Annotated in this window: 9 protein-coding genes and 1 pseudogene; 2 read left to right on the top strand and 8 right to left on the bottom strand. The window is 74.2% G+C overall.

Features of this window, described 5'->3' with window-relative positions; all coding sequences use genetic code 11:
- Positions 1–29: 29 nt before the first annotated feature.
- From ACFYZL_RS06300 to ACFYZL_RS06285, 4 genes are all read right to left on the bottom strand, one after another.
- On the bottom strand, positions 30–10,523 hold the full coding sequence (locus ACFYZL_RS06300; RefSeq protein ID WP_388676538.1) for an amino acid adenylation domain-containing protein: 10,494 nt from the start codon (positions 10,521–10,523) through the stop codon (positions 30–32).
- On the bottom strand, positions 10,520–18,388 hold the full coding sequence (locus ACFYZL_RS06295; protein ID WP_388676536.1) for an amino acid adenylation domain-containing protein: 7,869 nt from the start codon (positions 18,386–18,388) through the stop codon (positions 10,520–10,522). Before ACFYZL_RS06295 ends, ACFYZL_RS06300 begins: the two co-directional genes overlap by 4 nt.
- A gap of 366 nt (positions 18,389–18,754) precedes the next feature.
- Positions 18,755–19,123: a PRC-barrel domain-containing protein gene (locus ACFYZL_RS06290; RefSeq protein WP_384743685.1), complete on the bottom strand. Its 369-nt coding sequence runs from the start codon at positions 19,121–19,123 to the stop codon at positions 18,755–18,757.
- Positions 19,124–19,378: 255 nt separating this feature from the next.
- Complete coding sequence (locus ACFYZL_RS06285) at positions 19,379–19,540, bottom strand: hydrophobic protein (protein WP_384743688.1); 162 nt, start codon at positions 19,538–19,540, stop codon at positions 19,379–19,381.
- A gap of 215 nt (positions 19,541–19,755) precedes the next feature.
- Between ACFYZL_RS06285 and ACFYZL_RS06280 the strand changes: the two genes are divergently transcribed.
- Positions 19,756–20,196 (top strand): hypothetical protein, encoded by a 441-nt coding sequence (locus ACFYZL_RS06280; protein ID WP_384743690.1) that lies wholly within the window; start codon positions 19,756–19,758, stop codon positions 20,194–20,196.
- A 471-nt stretch (positions 20,197–20,667) separates the two neighbouring features.
- On the opposite strand, the gene ACFYZL_RS06275 is transcribed toward ACFYZL_RS06280, so the two are convergent.
- From ACFYZL_RS06275 to ACFYZL_RS06260, 4 genes and pseudogenes are all read right to left on the bottom strand, one after another.
- On the bottom strand, positions 20,668–20,976 hold the full coding sequence (locus tag ACFYZL_RS06275) for a hypothetical protein (protein ID WP_384743691.1): 309 nt from the start codon (positions 20,974–20,976) through the stop codon (positions 20,668–20,670).
- Between the two features lie 65 nt (positions 20,977–21,041).
- Positions 21,042–21,224 (bottom strand): hypothetical protein, encoded by a 183-nt coding sequence (locus ACFYZL_RS06270; protein ID WP_384743693.1) that lies wholly within the window; start codon positions 21,222–21,224, stop codon positions 21,042–21,044.
- Positions 21,225–21,369: 145 nt separating this feature from the next.
- Positions 21,370–21,601, bottom strand: a pseudogene (locus ACFYZL_RS06265) (metallophosphoesterase family protein); the annotation flags it as partial.
- Positions 21,602–22,037: 436 nt separating this feature from the next.
- On the bottom strand, positions 22,038–23,318 hold the full coding sequence (locus tag ACFYZL_RS06260) for an alcohol dehydrogenase catalytic domain-containing protein (RefSeq protein ID WP_388676532.1): 1,281 nt from the start codon (positions 23,316–23,318) through the stop codon (positions 22,038–22,040).
- A 347-nt stretch (positions 23,319–23,665) separates the two neighbouring features.
- Here ACFYZL_RS06260 and ACFYZL_RS06255 point away from each other — a divergent pair, with 347 nt between their 5' ends.
- On the top strand, positions 23,666–25,030 hold the full coding sequence (locus ACFYZL_RS06255; RefSeq protein ID WP_384743699.1) for an NAD(P)/FAD-dependent oxidoreductase: 1,365 nt from the start codon (positions 23,666–23,668) through the stop codon (positions 25,028–25,030).
- Positions 25,031–25,086: the final 56 nt, after the last annotated feature.

Raw genomic sequence — 25,086 nt, 5'->3', positions numbered from 1 at the left:
GGTCGGGTGGGTCAGGTCGGTCACGTGGATCAGGAGGGCAGGGCCGCGGCCAGCAGCTCCGCCAGCGCGGCGCAGTGCGGCGGGTCCACCAGGTCGTGGTGGTTGCCCGGGACCGCGGCCCGTACGACGGCGCCCGCGGTGCGCGGCCGCCAGGCCGACGCGTCCACCAGCGGGGTCGCGAGCTCCGGGTGACGCTCGTCGACCGTGAAGAGGTGCAGGTCCACGGCGAGTACGGCGTCGGTGCGGTAGCCGGCGGAGGCCACCCCGTTCGCCTCGGCGACCCGCAGCAGTCTGCGCAGGGCCTCCGTCGGGGAGGTGCGGGGGAGCGTGCCCTCCTCGCGGCCCCGCCGCACCAGGACGTCGAGCAACTCCTCCTCGTCCAGTTCGCGCGCCGAGCCGGCGTCGATCCCCGCGGCGATGCCGTACCGCAGCAGGTCCGGATCGCCCACCCCGCCGGCCGCACCGGCACGGCTCCCGGGAGCCGTGCCCGGCGCCGCCGCGTCGATCAGGCCGAGGAAGGCGACCTCCTCACCGGCGGCCTCCAGCCGGGCCGCCATCTCGTAGGCCACCGTCCCGCCGAACGACCAGCCGGACAGCAGGTACGGGCCGTGCGGCTGCTCCTCGCGGAGCGCGGCCAGGTAGCGCTCGGCCATCTCGGGCACCCGCTCCAGCGGGGTCTCGCCGGTGTTGTAGCCCACCGACTCCAGACCCAGGATCCGCCGGTCGCCCCCGGGACGGGCGGACAGGTCCCGCACCAGGTCCCGGTAGCAGACGACGTCGCCGCCCCGCGGGTGGACGAGGACCAGCGGCGGCCGGGACGGGTCCCCGTCGGCCAGCGGGACCAGCAGCCTGGCGGCGGCCGCCCCCGCGTCCGGCAGCGCCTCGCACAGCAGCTCCACCGTGCGCCGGCGGAACACCAGGTTCAGCGGCAGTTCCACGCCGAACTCCCGGCGCACGGCCGCCATCAGGGCGAACGCCTTGAGCGAATGCCCGCCGAGCGCGAAGAAGTCGTCGCGCACCCCGATCGGGGCCGTCCCCAGGGTCTGCTCCCACAGCCGCGCCATCCGCAACTCGGTCGTGTCGCGCGGGGCGACCCGCCCCGCGCCGTCGCCGCGCGCAGCCTCCGCCGAAGGAGCGGGCAGCGCCTTGCGGTCGAGCTTGCCGTTCGGGGTGAGCGGAAGCCGCTCCAGCGCGGTGAGGACCGCCGGGACCATGTACTCGGGGAGGTCCTGGCGCAGGAAGTCGCCGAGCTCGCGCACGTCGCCCTCCTCGTCCCGCCAGGTCACGTAGCCGGCCAGCACCGCGTCCACCCCCGTGCCGTGGACGGCCACGGCCGCCGCCAGCACCCGCGGGTGACGGGCGAGCGCGGACTCGATCTCGCCGAGCTCCATCCGGTGGCCGCGCACCTTCACCTGGCCATCGGCCCTGCCCCGGTACTCCAGACCGCCGTCCGCGAGCCGTCGTACGAGGTCACCGGTGCGGTACAGCCGTTCGCCCGCCGCGTACGGGTCGGGCACGAACCGGTCCGCGGTCAGCGCCGGCCGCCCGTGGTAGCCGCGGGCCACGCCGTCGCCGCCGATGTACAACTCGCCGAACACCCCGACCGGCACCGGTCGCAGGCCCGCGTCCAGCACGTGCAGCCGGGTGTTGGCGAGCGCCGAACCGATCGGCACCGGCCCGTCGCCGACGGGACCGGACAGCCGGTGCGCCGTGGACCAGACGGTGGTCTCCGTCGGCCCGTACACGTTCCAGACGGTGCCCAGAGCCGTACGCATCCGCTCGGCCAGGGCCGACGGCAGCGCCTCGCCACCGCACAGCGCCCGCACGTGGGGCGCCTGCCAGCCGGACTCCATCAACTGGTGCCAGGTGGCCGGAGTGGCCTGGACGACCGTGACCGGCGCCGCGTCCAGCTCCTTCGCGAGCAGGGTGCCGTCCCGCGCGGTCTCGCGGTCGACGACCCGTACGGTACCTCCGCACACGAGCGGGACCAGCAGCTCCAGCACGGCGATGTCGAACGAGGCCGTGGTGACGGCCGCGACCGTGTCACCGGCCGTCAGCTCCAGCCTGCGCACCATGTCCCGGGTGAAGTTGGCCAGCGCCCTGTGCGGCACGGTGACCCCCTTCGGACGTCCCGTCGAGCCCGAGGTGTACAGGGCGTACGCCAGCTGCTCCGGCTCCAGCCGCACGGGTGCGAAGTCGGCCCGTGCGCTCCCGTCGGCGGCCAGGGCATCGAGGTCCACCACGGCGACCCCGTCCGGTGCCTGCGCGGCGCCGGACAGCCCCGACACCACCAGCACCCGGGCGCCGCTGTCCGCGAGCATGTAGCCGATCCGGTCGGCCGGATAGCCGGGGTCGACGGGGACGTACAGGCCGCCGGAGCGCAGGACGCCCAGCAGCGCCGCCGGCAGCAGCACCGAGCGCTCCGCGCAGACGGCCACCGCCGTGTCCGGACCCACCCCCAGCCGGGCGAGCTCCCGGGCGAGGCGGCCCGAGACCTCCCACAACCCGGCGTACGACAGGCTCCGTTCCCCGTCGTCCACGGCGACGGCCTCCGGCGTACGGGTGGCCTGCTCGCCGACGAGCACGGGCAGCGGCCGGTCGGCGGCCGGCTCGGCGGACCCGCTGCCCGCACGCAGGATCCGGCGCTCCTCGGCCGGCCCCATCAGCGGCAGTGCCCCGAGCGGCGTCGTGGGATCGGCCACCGCGGCCGTGAGCAGTTCGGCCAGCGCCGAGGTCATGCGCTCGACGGTCGCCCGGTCGAAGAGGTCGGTCGCGAACACGGCCTCGCCGCGCAGCGCGCCCCCCTCCTCGACGAAGTACAGCGAGAGGTCGAACTTCGAGGCCCCGCTGGCCAGCGAGACCGGTTCGACGTCCAGCCCCGGCAGCGCGGGGGGCGCTGCGGCCTCCTCGTCGAGCACCAGCATCACCTGGAACAGCGGGTTGCGGCTCGGGTCGCGCTCCGGCCGCACTTCCTCCACGAGGCGCTCGAACGGCACCTCCTGGTGGGCGTAGGCCTCCAGCGCCGTCTCCCGGGCCCGGTCCAGCAGTTCGCCGAAGGCCGGGTCGCCGGACAGGTCGGTGCGCAGCACCAGGTTGTTGACGAAGAAGCCGATGAGCGGCTCCAGTTCGGTGCGGTCGCGGCCCGCGATGGGGGAGCCCACCGCCACGTCCTCGCTGCCCGACCAGCGCGCCAGCAGGGCTTGGAAGCCGGCCAGCAGCACCATGAACAGGGTGGCGTCGTGCCGGCGCCCCAGCTCGCGCAACCCGTGCAGCAGCGGCTCGGGCAGGACGAAGGGGAACTGCTCGCCGCGCCCGGAGGGGGTGGCCGGCCGGGGCCGGTCGGTGGGCAGGTCCAGCGGGGCGAGCCCGGCGAGCCGCTCCCGCCAGTGGTCCAGGGTGCCGGCGAGCGCGTCACCGCTCAGTCGCTCGCGTTGCCACGACGCGAAATCGCGGTAGGAGACGGCGAGTTCCGCCGGCGGCTCGGCCCCTTCGAGGGTGCGGGCCCGGTAGGCGGCGAAGAACTCCCGCCAGAACACCCCCACCGACCAACCGTCGAAGGCGATGTGATGCGCGACGATCACCAGCAGGTGCTCCCGCGCCGCGATCCGCACCAGGCGGGCCCGCAGCGGGCCCGCCGCCGCCAGGTCGAAGGGCAGCGCGGCGTCCTGCGCCGCCAGCTCCTGCGCCCGCTCCCCGGCCGCCGTCGCGCCCAGCTCCGAAAGGTCGGTGAAGGACGGGGTGAACATCGAGGCCGGACCGGGTACGACGCGGGCCGCGAAGGCGCCCTCACCGCCCTCGCCGATTTCCTCGATCCGCGAGCGCAGCACCTCGTGGCGGGCGACGACGTCCGTCAGGGCCGCCAGGGCCGCGGTGGTGTCGAGCTCCCCCGTCAGCCGCACGGCACCGGGCATGTTGTAGTCGGGCCGGCCCGGCTGGAGCCGGTCCAGCAGCCACAGCCGCTGCTGTCCGAGGGACAGCGGGCCGGGTCCCTCGGGCAGCGTGGGGATCGCCGGTCCCTGCGCCCCCGCCGCGCCAAGCGAGGCCAGCGCCCCGGCGAGGTCCTCGGCCACCGGGTGGCGGAAGAGCAACTGCATCGGGATGTCCAGCTCCAGCAGGGCGCGCAGCCGGGAGATGACCCGGGTGGCGCGCAGGGAGTGCCCGCCGCGCTCGAAGAAGTGGTCGCGGACCCCGATCGGGCCCTCGCCGAGCACCTCCTCCCAGACCTCGGTGACCGTCCGCTCCAGCGGCGTGCGCGGGGCGACGTGCGCCCGGTGCCCGCCGGCCGAGCCGGATTCCGGCGCGGGCAGCGCCCGGCGGTCGGTCTTCCCGTTCGGGGTCAGCGGCAGCGCGTCCAGCACCACCAGCGCGGAGGGCACCATCGCGGCCGGCAGGGCCGCGCGTACGAAGTCCAGTACGGCGGCCGGATCACCGCTCCCGTCCCGCCACACCACGTACGCGGCGAGCAGCCGGTCGGCGCCCTCGCCGTGCGCGGCGGCCACGGCCCGCGCCACGTCGGGGTGGCGCAGCAGGGCGGCCTCGACCTCGCCGAGTTCGATCCGGTGGCCGCGGACCTTGACCTGGTTGTCGCGCCGGCCGTGGAACTCCAGCACGCCGTCGGAGCGCAGCCGTGCCAGGTCACCGGTGCGGTACATGCGCGCGCCGGGCGGGCCGTACGGGTCCGGCGGATAGGCCTCGGCGGTGCGGGCCGGGTCGCCCAGGTAGCCGCGGGCCACCCCGCGCCCGGCGATGAACAGCTCACCGATCGCGCCCCGGGGCAGCGGTTCGAGGTGCTCGCCGAGCACGAGAACCCGGGCGCCGGGCAGCGGGCGCCCGATGGGGATGCGGCCCGCCTCGATGTCGGCGTCCGTCACCACGTGGTAGGTGGTGGTGTTGGTGCACTCCGTCGGACCGTACTGGTTGACCAGCCGCAGCCGGCCGGGCACGCCCAGGGTGTGCGCGGCGCGGGCCAGCCCGGCGGTCAGCGCCTCACCGGTGGTCATCACCAGCCGCAGCGCGGCCGCGGGTTCGGTGACGGCGCCGACCAGCGGCTCCAGCATCGACGGGACGATCGACAGCAGCGCCGTCACGCCCTCGGCGTGCAGCAGCCGGGCCAGTGCGTCCGGGTCCCCGGCCTCGTCCTGCGAGGCCAGCACGATCCGTCCGCCGGTGGTCAGCGGCGCGAACAGGTCGCGTACCGACGGGTCGAAGGTCAGCGCCGTACGGGCGAGCACGGCGTCCTCGGGGCCGAGTCCGAAGGTGGCGGTCAGCGCCGCCAGATAGCCGGTGATCGCGGCGTGCGTGACGGCCACGCCCTTGGGGCGGCCGGTGGACCCGGAGGTGTACAGCAGGTAGGCGAGGTGCGCCGGGGAGGCCGAGGCGGCCGGCTCCGTCGCGGGCAGCGCGTCGATCAGCTCCCGCTCGGCGTCCAGGTCCAGGACCGGCAGGTCGCCGGTCAGGTCCGCGGGCAGCCCGCCCGGCAGGCCCGCCGTCAGCACCAGGCGGGCGCCGCTGTCGGCGAGGACCGTGCGGATCCGCTCGGCCGGATGGCCCGCGTCCAGGGGGACGTAGGCGCCGCCGGCCTTCAGTACCGCGAGGACGCACACCAGCATGCGCGGGTCGCGGCCGGCCAGTACGGCCACCCGGGTCTCCGGGCCGGTCCCGAGCTCCCGCAGGCGGTGGGCCAGCCGGTTGGCGGCCGCGTCGAGCTCGCCGTAGCGGGTGGTGCGGCCCTCACAGGTCACGGCCGGGGCGTCCGGCCGCAGCCGGGCCTGCTCCGCGACCAGGGAGTGCAGGGTCCGCGCCGCCGGGCGGTCCGTCCGCGGTGCGGAATCCTCGCCGAGCAGGGCGGCGTGCTCCTGCGGCGACAGCACGTCCAGCCGCGACAGCGGTGCGTCGGGGGTCTCGGCCGCACCGGCCAGCAGCCGCAGGTAGTGCGCGCCGAACCGCTCGACCGTGTCCCGGTCGAAGAGGTCCGTCGCGTAACTCACGGTGCCGGTCAGTCCGCCGGGATGCTCGGTCATCGCGAGGCTGAGGTCGAACTTGGCCGTCCCGTTGGAGGTGTCCAGGCTCTCGACCTCCACTCCCTCCAACGGCAGCGCGTCGAGCTGCTCGGGATGCAGCTGGAACAGGACGTCGAAGAGCGGGTTGCGGCTGAGGTCGCGCTCCGGCCTCAGTTCCTCCACCAGCCGGTCGAAGGGGACGTCCTGGTGTTCGTACGCGGTGAGCGCCGTCCGGCGCACCCGGCCCAGCAGTTCACCGAAGGCCGGGTCGCCGGACAGGTCGGTGCGGAGCACGAGGGTGTTGACGAAGAAGCCGACGAGCGGCTCCAGTTCGGTGCGGTCGCGGCCCGCGATGGGCGAGCCCACCGCGATGTCCGCCTGGCCCGTGTAGCGGGCCAGCAGTGCCTGGAAGCCGGCGAGCAGCACCATGAACAGGGTGGCGCCGCGCTCCCGGGCCAGCGCGCCGAGCCGCTCGGCGAGTTCGGCCGGGACCTCGAAGACGAAGGCGTCGCCCGCTCCCGAGCGCACCTGCGGGCGCGGCCGGTCGGTGGGCAGGTCCAGGGCCGGGAGGCCGCTCAGGGCCGCCCGCCAGTGGGCGATGCCCGCGTCGGCGTCGCCGTCCGCCAGCCGGCGCTGCTGCCAGTACGCGAAGTCACCGTACTGGACCTGCAGTTCCGGGAGCGCGGGACGCTCACCGCGGCGCAGCGCCGCGTAGGCCCCGGACAGTTCCCGCCACAGCACCGGCATCGACCAGCCGTCGCCGACGGTGTGGTGCAGCACCAGGACGAGGAGGTGCTCGTCGTCCGCGACCCGCACCACGCGGGCCCGCAGCAGGGGAGCGGAGCCCAGGTCGAAGGGGGCGGCGGCGTCCGCGTGGGCGAGGCCCAGCGCCCGCGATCGGGCCTCCTCGCGGGGCAGGTCCCCCAGGTCGGTGCGGACGGGGGCGAAGACCTCCGGCGCCTCCACGGTCTGTACGGGGCCCCGCGGGCCCTCGGTGATCCGGGAGCGCAGCACCTCGTGCCGGGTCACCACCGCGCACAGCGCGGCGGCCAGCGCGTCGGCGTCGAGCGGGCCGCGCAGCCGGGTCGCGACGGGGATGTTGTAGTCGGGCCGGCCGGGCTGGAGCTGGTCCAGGAACCACAGCCGCTGCTGTGCGAACGACAGCGGCGCCGGCTCCCCGGCGGGCCGGGCGCCGATCGCGGTGACGGCGGGCGCGGCCGCGGCGGGACCGTCGCCGCGCAGGGCGTCCAGCGCCGACGCGAACCGCTCCAGCGTCGGGTGCTCGAACAGCAGCCGCAGCGGTACGCCGGTACCCAGGCGGGCGCCGAGCCGCGACACGGCGCGGGTGGCCCGCAGCGAGTGGCCGCCGAGCGCGAAGAAGTCGTCGTGGCGGCCGATCCGCCCGGTGCCCAGGACCTCGCCCCACACGGCCGCGACGAGTTCCTCCGTCGCGGTCGCCGGCGCCGCGAACTCGGCCCGGCGCACTCCTTCCTCGGGGGGTGCGGGCAGGGCGCGCCGGTCCAGCTTGCCGTTCGGGGTCACCGGCAGGGCCGCGAGCGGCACGATCGCCGAGGGCAGCATGTACGCGGGCAGCCGGGCGGCGAGGGCCCGCTGCAGCTCCGCCGGGTCCGCCACGTGCCCCTCCGAGGGCACCACGTAGGCGACGAGGCGCTGCTCGCCGGGGGTGTCCTCGCGGACGACCACCGCGGAGTGCCCGATCTGCGGGCAGCGGGTCAACTCGGCCTCGACCTCGCCCGGTTCGATCCGGTGGCCGCGGATCTTGACCTGCTGGTCGCTCCGGCCGAGGTAGTCGACGGTGCCGTCGGGGCGCCGCCGGGCGAGGTCGCCCGTGCGGTACATCCGGGCGCCCGGGGCGCCGTACGGGTCCGGGGTGAACTGCCGCGCGGTCAGGCCGGGTCGGCCGAGGTAGCCGCGGGCCACGCCGGTGCCGCCGATGCACAGCTCGCCGACGGCGCCCTGCGGTACCGGGCGGCCGCGCTCGTCCAGGACGTACAGGCGGGTGTCGTCCAGGGCGGTGCCGATGGGGATCCGGCCGTCCACGACGGCACCGGCGCGGGGGTCCAGCCGGTGGCCCGTGGCGAAGGTGGTCGTCTCGGTGGGCCCGTACACGTTGACCAGGACGGTGTCCGGAGCCTGGGCCAGGGCCCGGGCGAAGGAGTGCGGGGAGGCGGCCTCGCCGCCCGTCCACACCTCCCGCACCCGCGTCAGGAGCTCCACGCACTCCTCGACCACCAGGTTGAACAGGGCGGCCGTGAGGAACATCGAGGTGATCCGGTGCTCCTCCACCAGCGCGGCCAGGGCCGCCGTGTCCACCCGGCCGGGCGGCGCCATGACCACCTGGCCGCCGGACAGCAGCGGCACCCACAGTTCGTACGTCGAGGCGTCGAACGACAGCGGGGAGTGGGCCAGCACCCGCCGGTGCGCGGGCCCGAAGGCGGTGTCGCGGGCGAGCGCCGCGACGTTGGCGTGCGTGACGCCGATGCCCTTCGGCTCTCCCGTGGATCCGGACGTGTACATCACGTACGCCAGCTGGTCCGGTGCGCAGGGCGGGTACGGGACCGGTCCGGCCTGGACCGCGTCCGCCGGGGCGCTCACGTCGAGCACCGGCACGGGCGACGTACGGACCGCCTCGTGGCCGGCCGTCGCCGGATCGGCGAGCAGCAGGCGGGCGCCGGTCCGCTCCAGCATCCAGTGCAGTCGGGCGACGGGGAACCCCTCGCCGAGCGGGACGTAGACCCCGCCGGCCTTCAGGACGGCCAGGATCGCCACCGGGAGATGGACCGAGCGCTCCATGAGCAGGGCCACCGGGGTCTCGCGCCCCACCCCGGCGGCGATCAGCCGGGCCGCCAGCAGGTCGGAACGGGAGTCCAGTTCGGCGTAGCCGAGGCGGTCCGTACCGCAGACCACGGCGTCGGCGTCGGGGGTGCGCCGGACCTGCTCGGCGAACAGCTCCACCAGGCCGGCCGGGGCGAGGTCCCCGCGGACCGCGCCGTGGCCCTCGGCCACGAGCCGGGCCGCGGTCGGGGCGGAGGGCAGCAGCTCGGCCACGGGGCGGTCGGGCTCCTCGGCGGCGGACGCCAGCAGCTCCAGGTAGTGGCCGAGGACGCGTTCGGCCGTGGCCCGGTCGAACAGGTCGGTGTCGAAGACGAGCGAGCCGGAGCAGGTCTCGGCGCCCTCGGAGACGAAGACGCTCAGGTCGAAGAGCGATCCGCCGAAGTCGGTGCGTACGGCCTGCGCGTCCAGGCCCGGCAGCCGCAGCCCGGCCGTCTCGTCCGGAGCCGACGCGAACATCACCTGCACGAGCGGGTTGCGGTCGCCGACGCGCTCGGGGCTCAGGTGCTCCACCAGCCGGTCGAAGGGCACCTCCTGGTGGTCGTACGCGTCCACCGTCGCCCGGCGGACACGGCCGAGCAGTTCACGGAACCCGGCATCGCCCGACAGGTCGGCCCGCAGCACCACGGTGTTGACGAAGAACCCGACGAGGGGCTCCAGTTCCACCCGGTCGCGCCCGGCCACCGGAGTGCCGACGGCGATGTCGGTGCGGCCGGCGTAGCGGGCCAGGGCCGCCTGGAAGCCGGCCAGCAGGGTCATGAAGAGGGTGGCGCCGGAGCTCTCCGCGATCCCGCGCAGCCGTGCGGTGAGCGGCGCGTCGAGGGTGAAGTCCAGGCTCGCGCCGTCGCCGCTGCGGCGGGTGGGCCGGGGCCGGTCGGCGGGCAGTTCGAGAGGTTCCAGCCCCGCGAGGCACTCCTCCCACCAGCGCAGCTGTCCGTTCATCGCACCGCTCGCGAACCGGTCGCGCTGGGTACGGGCGTACGCCTGGTAGTCGAGGGCGAGCGGTGCCCGGGACAGGGGCCGCTCCGCGAGCAGGGCCGCGTAGCCCTCGGAGAACTCCTGCCAGAGCAGGCCCATCGACCAGCCGTCGGTGGCGATGTGGTGGACCACCAGCACCAGCAGGTGGTCCTCCGCGCCCAGCCGGATCAGCAGGGCGCGCAGCAGCGGGCCCGCCGCGAGGTCGAAGGGTCTGCGGACCTCCTCACGGGCCAGGGCGTGGGCCCGCTCCTCCAGGTCGGCGAGGGGCGCGCTGCCCAGGTCCAGCACCGGCAGCGGGACGGCCGCCGGCGCGGGCAGGACCACCGGGTGCGGGGCGCCGTCGCGCTCCTCGAAGACGGTGCGCAGCGGTGCGTGGCGGGCCACGACGGCCGTCAGGCTCCGGCGCAGCAGGTCCGGGCGGACGGGGCCGCGCAGCCGTACGACCTCGGGGATCGCATAGCCGGGGGTGCCGTCCATCATCCGGTCCACCAGCCACATCCGCTCCTGGGCGAACGAGGCGACGGGCTCGGTGCCCGGACCGTCAGGGCCGGCGGTGGGGGCCGGGGCCGTCGTGGCGGCCGCCCCGGCCGCCGAGTCGTCCAGCGCGGCGCGCACCCGGCGGCGCAGCAGTTCTCGGGCGGCGGCCAGGCGGCCGTCCGTGCCGGCGGCCGGCAGGCTCTCCTGGGTGGTCACGAGGTCTCTCCCTGAAGTACGAGTGAAGGAACGGCGTCGGCGGCGACTGCGGCGAACGGGGCCGCTTCGGCCTCCAGTTCGGCCAGCAGCACCGTCTCGACGGCAATGGCGAGGGCGGCGACGGTCCGCTGTTCGAAGAGGGTGTGCAGGGGCAGGTCCAGGCCGAGGGACTGGCGCAGTCGGGCCGCCACCCGGGTGGCGCTCAGCGAGTGCCCCCCGAGGGCGAAGAAGTCGTCGTGGCGGCCGATCCGCGGCACGTCCAGTACGGAGGCCCACACCGTGGCGACCAGTTCCTCGGTCTCCCCGGCGGGCGGCTCGTACCCGGTGGCGGCCGCCGCGGCGGGCGCCGGCAGCGCCCGGCGGTCGAGCTTGCCGTTCGCCGTGACGGGCAGCCCGTCCACGACCACCAGCACCGGAACCATGTACTCCGGGAGGGAGCGGGCCAGTTCGGCGCGCATCGGCTCGGGGTCCAGTGCCGGAGCCGGGTCGGCCCCGGCCTCCGGGACCACGTACCCGACGAGCCTTCGCTCGCCCGGGACGTCCTCGCGGACCACGACCGCGGCCCGCCCGACACCGGGGAGGCGCCCCAGCGCCGTTTCGATCTCGCCGAGTTCGATCCGGAAGCCGTGGATCTTCACCTGGTCGTCGGTGCGGCCCAGGTACTCCACCGCGCCGTCGGCGCGGTGGCGGGCCAGGTCACCGGTGCGGTACATGCGCGAACCCGGCGGGCCGAACGGGTCCAGCGGGAACCGCTCCGCGGTGAGCGCCGGGCGGCGCAGGTACCCGCGGGCCAGGCCCGCACCCGCCAGGAAGAGCTCGCCCGCGACGCCCACCGGGACGGGTCGCCCCCGCGGGTCGAGCACGTACAGCGAGGTGTTCCAGATGGGCCGGCCGATCGGCACGGGCCCGGCGTCCTCGCGGCGGCAGTCCCAGTGCGTGACGTCCACGGCCGCCTCGGTCGGCCCGTACAGGTTGTGCAGGGGCACGTCGAGCACGTCGAGGAAGCGGTTCTTCAGCTCCTCCGGCAGCGCCTCGCCACTGCACACGACCCGGCGCAGCGACCGGCAGCCGCCCGCCCGCGGGTCCTCGACGAACGCGGCCAGCATGGACGGGACGAAGTGGACGGTGGTGACCGCCTCCTCCTGGATCACCCGGCTGAGGTAGGCGGGGTCCTTGTGCCCGCCGGGCTCGGCGACCACCAGGGTCGCGCCGGTGATCAGCGGCCAGAAGAACTCCCACACCGAGACGTCGAAGCCGAACGGGGTCTTCTGGAGCACCCGGTCGTCCGCGCCCAGCCGGTAGCGGTCCTGCATCCACAGCAGCCGGTTGACGATGGCCGAGTGCTCCACGACGACGGCCTTGGGCCGCCCCGTCGACCCGGACGTGTAGATCACGTACGCGGGGTGCGCGGGCAGGGGGGCCTGCCGTACCGCACCGGAGTCCCCGTCGTGGACGGCCCCCGGATCCAGCCGGGGCAGGTCCGCCGCGGCCGGCAGCGTCGCCGCCACCTCGTCGTCCGCGAGCAGCAGCACCGGCGCGGCGTCGGACAGCAGGTACGCGATCCGGTCCGCAGGCAGCGAGGGGTCCACCGGAAGGTAGGCGGCGCCCGCCTTCAGCACGGCCAGCAGCGAGACGACCATTTCGGTGGAGCGGTGCAGGGCGACCGCGACGATCTCCTCCGGACCGGCGCCCCGGGCGCACAGCGCGCCGGCCAGCAGTTCGGCGCGGGCGTCCAGTTCGGCGTACGAGAGGCGCTCGCCGCGGAAGACGGTCGCCAGGGCCTCCGGCGTCCTGGCCACCTGCTGCTCGAACAGCTCCGCCAGCGTGGTGTCGGGGACGGGCACGGCCGTGCCGTTCCATTCCCGGATCAGCCGGTGCTGCTCCGCGGAGAGCAGGTCCACCTCCCCGACCGCGGTGGAGGGGGCGTCGGCGACGGCCGTCAGCAACCGCTCCAGCGCCTCGCCCAGGCTGCGGGCCGTCCGCGCGTCGAGTACGTCCGTGCGGTGGTCGAGGTGAAGCCGCAGCCGCTCCCCGGGCAGCACGATGAGGTTGACGGTGTAGTGGGTGGCGTCCGATCCCTCCACCCCGGTCAGTCGCGGCCCGCCGGCCAGGTCCCGCATCGACTCCAGGTCGAGCGGATAGTTCTCGACGACGACCGTGGTGTCGAAGAGGGCGCCCAGCCCGGCCGCCCGCTGGATGCCGGCGAGCCCGACGTGCTGGTGGTCCATCAGCTCCGCCTGCTCGTCCTGGAACCGGGCGAGCGCCGCCAGCAGCGGCTCGTCCTCGCGGATCCGGAACCGCACGGGCAGGGTGTTGATCAGCAGGCCGACCATGTCCTCGATGCCCGCGACGTCCGCGGTCCGTCCCGAGACCGTTCCGCCGAACACCACGTCGTCGCGCCCGGTCACCCGGCCGAGCAGGACCGCCCAGACGCCCTGGACCACGCTGTTGAGGGTCACGCCCGCGGTACGGGCCCGCGCGGTGAGCCGGGCCGTCAGCTCGGCCGACAGCTCCACCGGGAGCCGCTCGGGCAGCGCGTCGATCCGGTTCGGATCGGCCGCGCCCAGCAGGGTCGGCTCCTCCAGCCCGGCCAGCGCGGTGCTCCACGCGGCCTCGGCGGCGGCGTCGTCCTGGCGGGCGAGCCAGTCCAGGTGCGAGCGGTACGGGACCCCTTCGCCGACCGGACCGGCCGCGCCCGGGCCGCCGGGGCCGCCGCATTCCTCGTACCCGGCGAGCAGTTCGCGCAGGAGGACCGCCGAGGACCAGCCGTCCCAGACGATGTGGTGGTTCGTCATGACGAGGCGGTGCTCGGCCGCGCCGAACCGGACCAGGGTGAAGCGCACCAGCGGCGGCCGCTCCAGGTCGAAGCGGCGGGCCCGGTCGGCCGCGAGCAGCCGCTGCCACTCCCGCTCCCGGTCCGCGGCGCCGAGTCCGCCCAGGTCCACGGCCTCCCACGGCACCTCGACGGACTCGACGACGATCTGCGCCGGCCCGTCCAGGCCCTGGTCGGTGAAGGCGGAGCGCAGCGCGGTGTGGCGGCGCAGCAGCCGGTCGCAGGACGCCCGCAGGGTGTCCTCGTCCAGGGCGCCGGTCAGGGTGAGGACGATCTGGCCGGTGTAGGCGTCCATCGCGCCCGTGTCGAAGGCGGAGTGGAAGAAGAGCCCCTCCTGGAGCGGCGAGAGCGGCAGCACGTCGCAGAGCCCGGCGTAGCGCGCGGCCAGGGCGTCCGTCTCCGGCTGCGTCAGCCGGACCAGCGGCAGGTCGCGGGGGGTGAGGCGGCGCGGTCGGGGGGCGCCCGTCCAGCCTGCCAACAGGCGCAGGGCCTCGCCCCAGGCCGCCACCAGGGCGTGCGCCTCGGCCTCGGTCAACAGGTCCGCGGGATGGGTGACGACCGCGGTGAAGGCGGGACCGTCGGCGCCGTCCACGGCCATGGCGTCGATCTGCAGGGCGTGTTCGACGGGCATCGCCGGATCCACCTCGGCCCGCAGTCCGCCGACTTCGGGGGCGGGGCTCCAGGGCGCCCCGTCCCCGCCGGAGAACCTGCCCAGGTAGTTGAACAGGACCCGGGGGCGGGGGAGTCCGGACAGTTCCGCGGCGCTCCGCGGATCCAGCCTGCTCAGCAGCCCGAAGCCCGTGCCGTGGTCCGGTACGGAGGCGACCGTGGAGTGGATCCGCGCGACCAGCTCGGCGAGGGCGTCGCCGCCCCGGGCCGCCGCGTCCAGGTCGAGGCCGTCCAGGTCGAACCGGACCGGGTACTGGGTGGTGAACCAGCCCACGGTGCGCGCCAGGTCGTGCCGGCCGGTGCGGTCGACACGGCCGTGGCCCTCCAGGTCGACCAGCAGCGACCCCGGGGCGGTGCCGGGGGAGCGCAGCCGGTGGGCCGCGAGGACCAGTCCCGCGAGCAGCACCTCGGCCGGGCCGGTGCGCAGGGCGCCGGGCACCCCGGCGAGCAGCGGGCCGGCGACCTCGGCGGGCAGGCCGAGCGTCAGCGTGCGGGTGGTGCCCGCGGTGTCCCGCGCCGGGTCGGGGATCCGCTGCCAGGGCTCCTGCGGGCCAGGGGCGTCCCCGGGGGTGTCCAGCGTCGTGCGCCAGAAGGGGAGCTCGGCCTGCACCTCCGGGGAGGCTGCCTGGAGTTCGAGATGGTGGGCCCACGCGCGGAACGAGACCTCCCCGTCCGCGGTCGGGAGCGGACGCCCGGCGACGGCGGCCTCCCAGGCCGTGGCCAGGTCCGCCGTCAGGATCCGCCACGACACCCCGTCCACCGCCAGGTGGTGCACGCACAGCAGCAGCCGGTCCGGCGCCGCCCCACCGGTGTCGAAGCGCACGGCCCGGAGCATGACCGAGGCCGCGGGGTCCAGCCGGCCGGCCGCCTCCCCGGCCGCCTCCGCGATGATCGCGGCGCGGGCGGACTCGTCCGACCCGGCCACGTCGACGGTGCGGTACAGCCGGGACACGTCGACCGAACCGGGCTCGCCGACCGTGCACAGCCGGCCCTCGGGGCCGACGGTCACGCCGAGGCGCAGCGCCCCGTGCCGGTCCACGACCGACTGCAGGACCCGTACGAGCGTCGCGTCGTCCGCCCCCTCGGGCAGGGTCAGCACCATGGACTGGCTGAACCGGCCGATGGGACCCGGCCCGTCGAGGAGCCAGCGCATGACCGGTGTCGCGGGGAGCGGACCGCACTCGGCGACGGCCGGACCGGCGGCGACCGGGGAGGTCCCGTGGCCGGGCTCGCCTACGGCCGCGGCGAGGGCGGCCGGGGTCTTGTGCGCGAACACCTCGCGCAGGGTGAAGGAGAAGCCCTGCGCCCGCGCCCGGCTGGTCAGGCCGAGGGCGGTGATGCTGTCGCCGCCGAGCTCGAAGAAGTTGTCGTCGGGGGTGGCGGCGGTGCCGAGGGCCTCGGAGAACAGCTCCGCGAGCGCCAGCTCGGTGGCGCCGTACGCCCGCTCGGGGCGCTCCGTACGGGCCGCTGCCTCGGGTACGCGCAGCCGCGCGCGGTCCACCTTGCCGCCCGGGGTGAGGGGCAGCCGGTCCACCGCCACGAAGGTGCGGGGCACCATGTAGCCCGGCAGGACCCGACCCAACTCCGCTGCCAGCGAGTCCGGTTCGGGCGCCGGGCCGCCATCGGCCGGCGGTGCCACGAAGGCGACGAGCCGGCGGGCTCCGCCCGCGGGGGCGTGCACGACGACCGCGGCCTGCCCCACCGAGGGCTGCCGGCCGAGCACGGCCTCGATCTCGCCCAGTTCGATCCGGTGGCCATTGATCTTGACCTGGCGGTCCACCCGCCCCAGGAACTCCAGTTCGCCCCGCGCCGTCCAGCGCACGAGGTCGCCCGTCCGGTACATCCGCGCACCGGGCACACCGGAGAAGGGGTCCGGCACGAAACGGTCGGCGGTCATGGCCGCCCGCCCCGCGTACCCCTGGGCGAGACCCGCACCGGCCACGCAGAGCTCGCCGGTCGCTCCCGGCGGCAGCAGCCGCAGCCCCCGGTCGACCACGTACGCGCGGTGGTTGACCATCGGGCGCCCGATCGGCGGGATCCGGCCGTGCGAGGGCGGAACCACCCGGTGCATGGTCACGGACACGGCCGCCTCGGTGGGCCCGTACGCGTTCCAGACCTCGCGGCCGTCCGTCGCCCAGCGGTCCACGGCGTCCCCGGACGGGGCCTCACCGCCGGTGGACAGGAACCGCAGCGCCGGCAGTCCCGCCGGGTCCAGCAGCGGCAGGAGCGCCGGAGGCAGGTCGGCGACCGTCACCGCGTGCTCGGCGAGCAACGCCTGGAGCCGGTCGACGTCGACCCGCTCGGCGTCGGTGGCGAGGACCAGGGTGGAACCGCTCAGCAGTGAACCGAACACGTCCAGGACCGACACGTCGAACGACAGCGAGGCGAACCCGAGGAACCGGTCCGTGCGCCCGGCCCCACCGGACCCACCGGAGTGGCCGCAACCGCCGGAGTCGAGGCCGTCGCCCGCGCCGCACAGCGCGAGGTGGCCGCGTACGAAGTCGACGGCCGCCGCGTGCGGGACGACGACGCCCTTCGGTTCGCCCGTACTGCCCGACGTGTACAGCAGGTACGCGGCGGACGCGGCCGGCACCGGTACGGACCTCCGCGCGACGGCGGACCCGGCGGTCGGCGCGCTCGCGTCGACCACGCCCGGCAGGTCGTGCGGCAGCCGGTCGCGGCTGCCCGGCCCGGCGACGATCGTGCGCAGCCCGGCGTCGCGCACGATGTACGCGATGCGCTCGGGCGGCAGGCCGGGGTCGAGCGGTACGTAGCAGCCGCCCGCCTTCAGGACGCCGAGCAGGGCCGCGACCATCGACGGGGAGCGCTCCACGCAGACGCCGACCGGGGTGCCGGGTTCGACGGCCGTCCGCAGCCGGTCCGCGATGGCCTCGGCCCAGGCGTCGAGCTCCCGGAAGGTGACCTCCTGGCCGGCGCAGACGACGGCGGCCCGCTCGGGGGTGCGCGCCGCCACCTCCTCGAAGAGCGTGTGCAGCGACGCGTCCTCTGCCACGGGGGCGACGCCGCCCTCGGCGAAGGCGGCGAGCCGCTCCTCGTCCTCGGCTGTCAGGAAGGGCAGCGAGCCGACCGGAGCCTCGTCCTCGGCCGAGGCGAGGGCGACCAGGAAGCGGGTGAACCGCACCCGCAGCGCGTCGAGTTCCACCCGGTCGAGGTCGGCGGCGTCCCCCTCGGCCTGTACGGTCAGCGGGCTGTCGCCGCCGCGGTCGTAGACGTTGAGGGAGACGTGCTCCACCGGGCCGACCGAGAGGTTGTGCGCGGAGGCGGGCGCACCGGCGAAGGACAGCTCGTAGTCGAAGGACATGAGGTTGACGGCGGCGTCCCACAGTCGGGGTCCGGTCCCGGTGAACTCCTCGATGCGGTACCGCTGGTGGCGCAGGGCCTCCTTGATGCCGGCCGAGGTGCCGCGCAGCAGTTCGCCGACCGTGGTGTCCGCGGTGACCGTCAGCCGCAGCGGCAGCACCTTGGAGAACATGCCGGGTGTCCGGCGGGCGTCCGGGGTGGTGCGGCCGGTGACCGGCAGACCCAGGACCACGTCCTCGGTGCCGCCCGCCCGGTGCAGGTGGGCGGCGGCCGCGGCCATCACCAGCGCCGACCAGCGCGTGCCGTGCCGGCGCGCCGCCTCGCGCAGGGTGTGGGCGTCGGCGGGGTCGAGGTCGCCGCTGACCCGCACCGTCCTACCCGAGGCGGGCGCCGGGACACTGCCGGTGAAGGACACGGGCTCGGGGGCGCCGTCCAGTCGGCCCCGCCAGAACTCCCGGTCTGCCGCGCACCGTTCGGAGCGGGCGTACTCGTCCTCCTCGGCCACGATCCGCCGCCAGGGCGCGCTCTCTTCGGCCGGTACGGGCTCGCCCGCGACCAGTGCCGAGTACACCTGCGCGGTCCGCCGGGCGAGGATCGAGCCGGTGACCCCGTCCGCGACGAGGTGGTGGTAGCCCTGCATCCAGCGGTAGGTCGCCGGACCGGTCCGCACCAGGAGGTGCCGGCACACGTCGCCGGACGCCAGGTCCGTCGGCCGGGCCAGTTCGGCGCGCATCAGCCGCTCGGACTCGGCGTCCGGGTCCGGGTGGTCGCTGACGTCGACCGTCTCCATCCGCAGCGGCGGCGGCCCGGCGGGTATCTGGTGCACCACCCCGTCCACCTCGGCGAAGCGGACGCACAGCGTCTCGGTTCCGGCCACCGTCGTGCGCACCGCCTCGGCGAGCAGCTCCGGATCCACCGCCCCGCGGATCTCCAGGTACTCGGCGATGGTGTAGTCGAGGCGGGTGGGGTCGAGCTGCTGTGCGAACCAGACGCCGTTCTGCGGCGGGGTCAGGGGCAGCGGCCCGCGGTCGTGAGTGGCCATGCGGTGGTCAGTCTCCTCAGTCGGATCGGTCGATCAACGACGACGTGAGGCCACTGTCCGCGACGGCCGGACGGTCCCGAAAGTCCCACTAATACGCCTCTTGACGACGCCCGATCCACCCGGAGAAATCCTCGGTACCGCGACCCCGTGACAGGTGGATCCGGGTGCTGCGGTCGGCGGCGCACCCCGGGGACCCGGGAGGCGCCGAGGGTGCGGGCGTGGGTCCCGTACGTCGCGCGGGCGGGGGTGCCCGCCGGCCCTGGCGACGCCTACCCGGCTTGCGCAGGTGCGAGCGGGTCACCCCGACGACGCCGGTCCCGGCACCCAGGAGGGTGCCGGGACCGGCGTCGTCGTGCGGGAGTGCGGTCAGGCGGGTCGGCCGCCGAAGGGCGCGCCGGTGCCGTAGTAGGTGCCCAGATCCTCTCGGTATCCTGCGTCACCGAGGTGCTTGTCCCGGTGGAACTCGGGGGCGTCCTTGATCTGTTCCTTGGTGCGGTCGACGAAGATCTTCCTGTCCTCGGGATCGACCTTGACGACCGTGCCGGCCGGCAGCAGGACCTCCTTGCCGAAGATCCATACGCCGGTGTCCACGACCAGGTAGGCGTCACCGACTTCGTCGGAGTGCTTGTCGACCTTGCCGATGCTGCCGTCGGTCGCCTCGACCTTGTAACCGGTCAGATCGGTCCCGGCCAGGTGGCCCGAGGTCGAATGGTAACTCCACATGTGCTCAGTCACGCGAAAAACAACTCCTCCGGTCAATGAGGGGGCGGCGGAAGAACGAATTCCTCGCCGGTCTTCCTGTTCCGTACATCAAGCTCGGCGGCTTTGCCGCGTTCCGCCTGGACTCCACTTGCCCCGTCTTCACGACATCACGCACACCCATCGAAATGCGGCCGTTACGGCCGTCGATCACGGAGGTGGGCCGGTCCCCCCGAGAAAGGGGGAAACCGGCCACCACCATCCAGTGCCAGAACCGCACTTTGCCTCTGACTACCAGCGATACCAGCGGCCACCACCGCCCTTGGGACGGGCGACGAAACCGATCAGCCACAGGATCAGGACTGCGACAGCCACCCACCAGAGAATCTTCAGCGCGAATCCCGCGCCGAAGAGGAGCAGGACCAGCAGAAGAACGAGAAGCAGGGGAACCATGGTTATCAACCTCCGAAGCGCCGTGTGCCCCATCGCCCGCAGGGCATGCATCCGATTCCCATGTGCTTCTCATCCCGAAGGCTGGGCAGACGATTCTCCCTGCAGCCCGCGACGCGCTTCGGCGGAGCCGCGACGAACCGATGCACCGGGAGATTTTTGCGCTGATTGGCTCAATCGGTCGACACATCGAGCGTCTTCCGGGCAGAACATCCTCCATGAACAGCAATGAGGAGATGGATCCGGCCCATCAGGTTCCGGAGGGTGTCGACGAGAAGACGGTGCGCGCTCTGGGAGCGCTGTCGAAGGCGCTGGAAACCACCGAGCGGGCCCGAGGTCATCTCTACGGGTTCCACCAGCTGACCGGGACCGCGGACTTCGAGCTCGGCGACGCGGTCCGGCTCCTGCGCGAGGCGGGGCACGAAGAGCAGGCCGATCGGGTCGAGCGTGAGATCGTGGGCCGCAACGTCATTCCGGGTCACTGGACCTTCCAGATCATCGAGGCGTACAACTCCACCTACTACCAGCCCTTCGCCGCAGTGGAACGGGACCTGGTGGCCGAGCTGGCCGGCGGGCGGGACCACCTCCTGGAGGCCCGCCTCAAAACGATCCGCCGCACTCCCCACCACCCCGACCACACCGCAACGCCCCCGTCCTGACGTCGGGCGATCGCGCTCCACGCCACTGGACAGCCGGCGGATCCGGTCACAGCGGAGGAGTACCGGCTGGCCCAGGGCGCGGACGGAACCTTTCACGCGATGCCATTCGTCACCGGTGTGGCCCACCAGGCGCTGAACCTCGCGGTCCCCGGGCACCCGGTGACCTGGCACTGCCTGGAAGGCTTGGCGGCGAGCCGGCAGGCCGACGACATCCGGCGGTTCCTCGTCGCCGGCGCCCGGGACACCGGCCTGATGACGAGGGCGCAGCACGGCCGGCCGCACGTCGACCGGCCGACCACGGCCGCGCCGCCACCCACTGCGCCCGGCAGCGGCACTGCCGAGGGACTGCGCACCACCTGGCACTCTCGGCAACGACACCCCGCCCCCGCCCGCCGCCGGCTCACCAGCCGCACTGGCCCGGCGACTGGTACGTCCCGCCCCGCCGCTCATGACCCGCGGGTGCGAAAGACCTCAGGAATCGCCATCGACTCCCGTGACCGACGGAGGTCCCAGCGGCGCGTCCTTCTCCGGCAGTCCCAGTTCCCGCAGGGTGCCGGCCAGCAGGCGGACGGCGTTGTCCTCGGCCGTGGCACGGTCGGCGGCCTCGACCTCGAGCCGGACGGAGAAGGTGCCGCCCTCGTGGACCGTGAGGAGTTGCACGTCCTCGGTCTCGCTCAGATCGGTGTGGTGCGATGCCAGCCTGCGGGCCAGCTCGGAGCGTACTGCGTCGTCGACGTCCGTCAGGAACGTGCCGGGCACGGTGATGACGTAGGTGGTCACTTGCTTCTCCCCTTGGCCGGTGAGGGCTGAGTTGTGGACGCTCGGGTGCGGTCACCCCACGACCCTCAGCGTCTGCGGCCCCACCCTCGGGCAGGTCGCGCGCCTCCTATGCCTGCCACGTGCAGTGCGAGGGCGGCGAGACCGATCAGCATGAGGTTGGTCGAGCTCAGGACCTCGTTGGTGGCGATGCCGGCGGCGTTGAGGAGGAAGGCGATGAAGAACAGGACTGCGGCGGCGATGCCCAGCATGGACGGGCTCCTTTCGGTCGGTGTCGTCCGTGTACCCCGTTCCGTCCGTGCCATGAGTGTGCGACGCCCCCGTCAACCGTCGGCGTGTTTTCCGGTGCGCGTCAGGCGGTGCAGGCGGACCTCGGCGAGCCGTCCGTTCGAGATCTTCCGCGTACGCAACCTCGGGCAACCGGGCCCGCCAGCTGCGGCCCGTCGTTGTTTCCGTACACACCGATCAGCCGACGCGCCCGCTCCTGGAGCAGGTCGAGGGTGGCCGTGTCGGTCCAGTCCCCGGCGTGGATGACGACGTCAGCGTGCGGGACGCGTTCGAGGAGCTCCGCCGGCAGGACCCCGGCCCGAGCGGGAACGTGCGTGTCCGATACCAGCAGTAGCTTCACGGACCCACGCCAGCGGCCCGCGCGCAGCGCGCCTGAAGGCCGGGACGGGCAAGAACCCATCGGCCGCCGGGACGATCCGTCCGGTGCCGTCCGCCGTGGCGCTGCCGGTCAGCGGGTGGGGCGGCGGCGCCGGCCGTGGGGGGTCAGGTCGGCGACGGCGGTCAGAACCATGGCAACTCCGAGTGGCAGCAAGGTGAGCAGCGAGAACAGCATGGAGCGCTCTTGCCCCGAAAGTGCCCGACCATGTGGCGGCACGATGCGGCGGGTGCCGGTCGGAATGCCGAAGTGGCCGGGGACGACGTGCCGTTCGCGACCCCGGGGAACACCACCGCGTCCAGCCCCGGTCCGCAGCGAGGGCGGGCCGGAGAGGCGCGTACGGCGGCGCGGAGGTGCTCGAACGCCGGGGAGCCGGAAGCGGCCGTCAGTCCCTTCGCGATCAATGCCCGAGCGCCCGTTCCAACTGCTGCTTGTTCATGTGAGAGCGGCCTTCGATGCCCTGCGCCTTCGCTTCCTGGCGCAGTTCCTGCACCGTGTGGTGGGAGGATCCGCCCGCGCTGCGACTGCTGCCGTTGGGGTGGAGGACGACCTTCGTCCAGCCGTCGACCCGGTTGTCGAAGTGCTCGTATGCCGAAGAGGCCTCGTCGAGGCTCAGTTCGTGGGAGACGAGGAAGCTCGGTTCGGCCTTGCCGCCGGCGATCAGGTCGCGCAGAGCCCGGTTGTAGCGCTTGACGGGTGCCTGGCCGGTGCCGATCCGCTGGCCCTTGAACCAGAGCATGCCGAAGTCCAGGGGTACCTTCCCCTGGGCTTCGAGCTCGCCCTGGGCCTCGGCGCCGCCCGGGTCCTCGGGAAGGAACACCCCGACCACGCCGATGCCACCGGTGAACCGGACCGCGTCGATGAGTCCGTTCATGGTCAGGGTCGCGTCCTCCTTGCCCTGCGGGTCGTGGGCCTGATAGCCGACGCATTCGCAGCCGTTGTCCGCGCCCAGGCCGAGTGTGGCTTCCTTGACGACCTCGGCCGCGTCCTGTTCGGCGGTGTTGATGGCGATCGCGCCGATCTCCTCGGCGAGACGGAGCCGGTCGGGCTGGTGGTCGGCGACCCAGACGCGGCCCGCGCCTTTGAGGATTGCGGAGTAGGCGGCCATGAGGCCGACCGGGCCCGCGCCGTAGACGAGCGTCTGGTCGCCGGGCTTGACGCCCGCCATTTCGGTGGCGTGGTAGCCGGTGGGGAAGATGTCGGCCAGCATCACGTAGTCGAGTTGTCGCTCGGCGGCGTCCTCGCCCAGGCGCAGGGCGTTGAAGTCGCCGTACGGGACGCGCAGCAGCTCGGCCTGGCCGCCCTGGTACGGGCCCATCTCGGCGAAGCCGTACGCGGCGCCGGCCATGTCCGGCTTGGGCTGCATGGTCAGGCAGTAGTTCGTGAGGCCCTGCTCGCACTGCTTGCAGAAGCCGCAGGCGATGTTGAAGGGCAGGACCACCCAGTCGCCTACCTGGACCTTCCTGACGGCCTTGCCGACCTCGACGACCTGGCCGAGGTTCTCGTGGCCGAGGGTTCGACCGGCCTCGAAGGAGGTCCGGCCTTCGTACATGTGCAGGTCGGATCCGCAGATGTTGGTGGTGGTGATCTTCACCAGGATGTCGCACGGGTGCTCGATCTTCGCGTCGGGGACGTCCTTGACCGTCACCGTCCGCGGTCCTTCGTACACTGCCGCTTTCATGGTTCGTCCTTGCCGACGCCCACGTATCACCGGACTGTCCATGGTGGGTGGAGGCGTCTTCGGGGTGTTGGCGCGGTCAGCCCGGTACGCGACTCGACCGTGGGGCGACGCCCGGGTGCTGACGGCTGCCGCCTCTTCTGTTCCGTCTACCCCGCCCCTGCTCGCTCACCGGGTCGAGGCCGACGCCGTGCACGAGCGGGTCGTCCGCCACGAAGTGCCATGCGGGGCCATGTGCCCGGCCGTCCAGGCCCTCCGGAGCCGTCCGTACCGCTTTCCGTGTGCATGACGTGGCCTGCCGGGGAAGGCGTGCAAGGGACCCGTACACCCGAGAAGGGACGGACAACATCATGGTGCGACCGAGGATCGTGGTCGTCGGCGCGGGCTTCGCCGGCGTTTCCTGCGTGCGCCGCCTGGAGCGCACGCTGTCACCGGGGGAGGCGGAGATCCTGCTGGTCACTCCGTTCTCCTACCAGCTGTACCTGCCCCTGCTGCCGCAGGTGGCCTCCGGGGTGCTCACCCCCCAGTCCGTGGCGGTGTCGCTGCGCCGCAGCCGCCGCCACCGGACCCGGATCGTGCCCGGTGGGGCCGTGGGCATCGACACCCGGGCCAAGGTCTGCGTCATCCGGAAGATCACGGGGGAGCTGGTCGATCAGCCGTACGACCACCTGGTGCTCGCGCCGGGCAGCGTGACGCGCACCTTCGACATCCCCGGCCTGGCGGAACACGGCCGCGGGATGAAGACGCTGGCGGAGGCCGCCCACCTGCGCGACCACGTGATCGCCCAGCTCGACCTGGCCGACGCCGCCGCACCCGGCTCGTCGGAACGGGCTTCCCGCCTGGGCTTCGTCGTGGTGGGCGGCGGCTACGCCGGAACGGAGACGGCCGCCTCCCTGGAGCGGCTCACCGCGAACGCCGTCACCCGCTACCCCCGACTGGACCGGCGCGAGATCAACTGGCACCTCGTGGACGTGGCCCCCAAGCTGATGCCCGAGCTCGGCGACCGGCTGGGCCGGGCCGCCCTCGACGTGCTTCGCCGCCGCGGCATCGAGGTCTCGCTCGGCATCTCCGTGGCCAAGGCGGACGCCGAGGCCGTCACCCTCACCGACGGTCGCGTGGTGCCCTGCCGCACGCTCATCTGGACCGCCGGCGTCGCCGCGAGCCCGCTCATCGCCACGCTGGGCGCCGAGACGGCCAAGAGCGGCCGGCTCGTCGTATCTCCGGACCTGCGCGTGCCAGGAGCGGACGGCGCGTTCGCACTCGGCGACGCCGCTGCCGTACCCGACCTCGCCGGCGGCGGGGACGGCGCGGTCTGCCCGCCCACCGCGCAGCACGCCGAGCGCCAGGGCAGGGTCGCCGCCGACAACCTCGTCGCCACCCTGCGGGGCACACCGCTGCGACCGTACGTCCACAAGGACCTCGGGCTGGTCGTGGACCTCGGCGGCCGAGACGGCGTCTCCCGGCCCCTCGGCATCGACCTGCGCGGGATGCCCGCCCAGGCCGTGGCCCGCGGGTACCACTGGGCGGCGCTGCGCACCGGCGCGGCGAAGACCCGGGTCATGACGAACTGGCTCCTGAACGCCGTGGCCGGCGACGACTTCGTCCGCACCGGCTTCCAGACGTACAAACCGGGGACGCTGCGCGACTTCGAATACACGGACCAATACCTCACCCCGCAGGAGGTACGGGCCCGCACGGCAGCCGAGGGAGATTGACGGTTCCCGCGGGCGAGAGCGGGCTGCGGGCGCATGAAACGGGGCGGGTGAAGCAT

This window comes from Streptomyces sp. NPDC001717, assembly GCF_042892775.1.
In the GTDB taxonomy this organism is placed as follows: Bacteria; Actinomycetota; Actinomycetes; order Streptomycetales; family Streptomycetaceae; genus Streptomyces.
This window is presented reverse-complemented; position numbering and strand designations above follow the sequence as displayed.

Excerpts from the sequence above, each read along its gene's own strand:
- ACFYZL_RS06280 (WP_384743690.1), top strand. The coding sequence starts at position 19,756 with ATGAACAGCAATGAGGAGATGGATCCGGCCCATCAGGTTCCGGAGGGT.
- ACFYZL_RS06285 (WP_384743688.1), bottom strand. The coding sequence starts at position 19,540 with ATGGTTCCCCTGCTTCTCGTTCTTCTGCTGGTCCTGCTCCTCTTCGGC.
- ACFYZL_RS06270 (WP_384743693.1), bottom strand. The coding sequence starts at position 21,224 with ATGCTGGGCATCGCCGCCGCAGTCCTGTTCTTCATCGCCTTCCTCCTC.
- ACFYZL_RS06260 (WP_388676532.1), bottom strand. The coding sequence starts at position 23,318 with ATGAAAGCGGCAGTGTACGAAGGACCGCGGACGGTGACGGTCAAGGAC.
- ACFYZL_RS06255 (WP_384743699.1), top strand. The coding sequence starts at position 23,666 with ATGGTGCGACCGAGGATCGTGGTCGTCGGCGCGGGCTTCGCCGGCGTT.
- ACFYZL_RS06295 (WP_388676536.1), bottom strand. The coding sequence starts at position 18,388 with ATGGCCACTCACGACCGCGGGCCGCTGCCCCTGACCCCGCCGCAGAAC.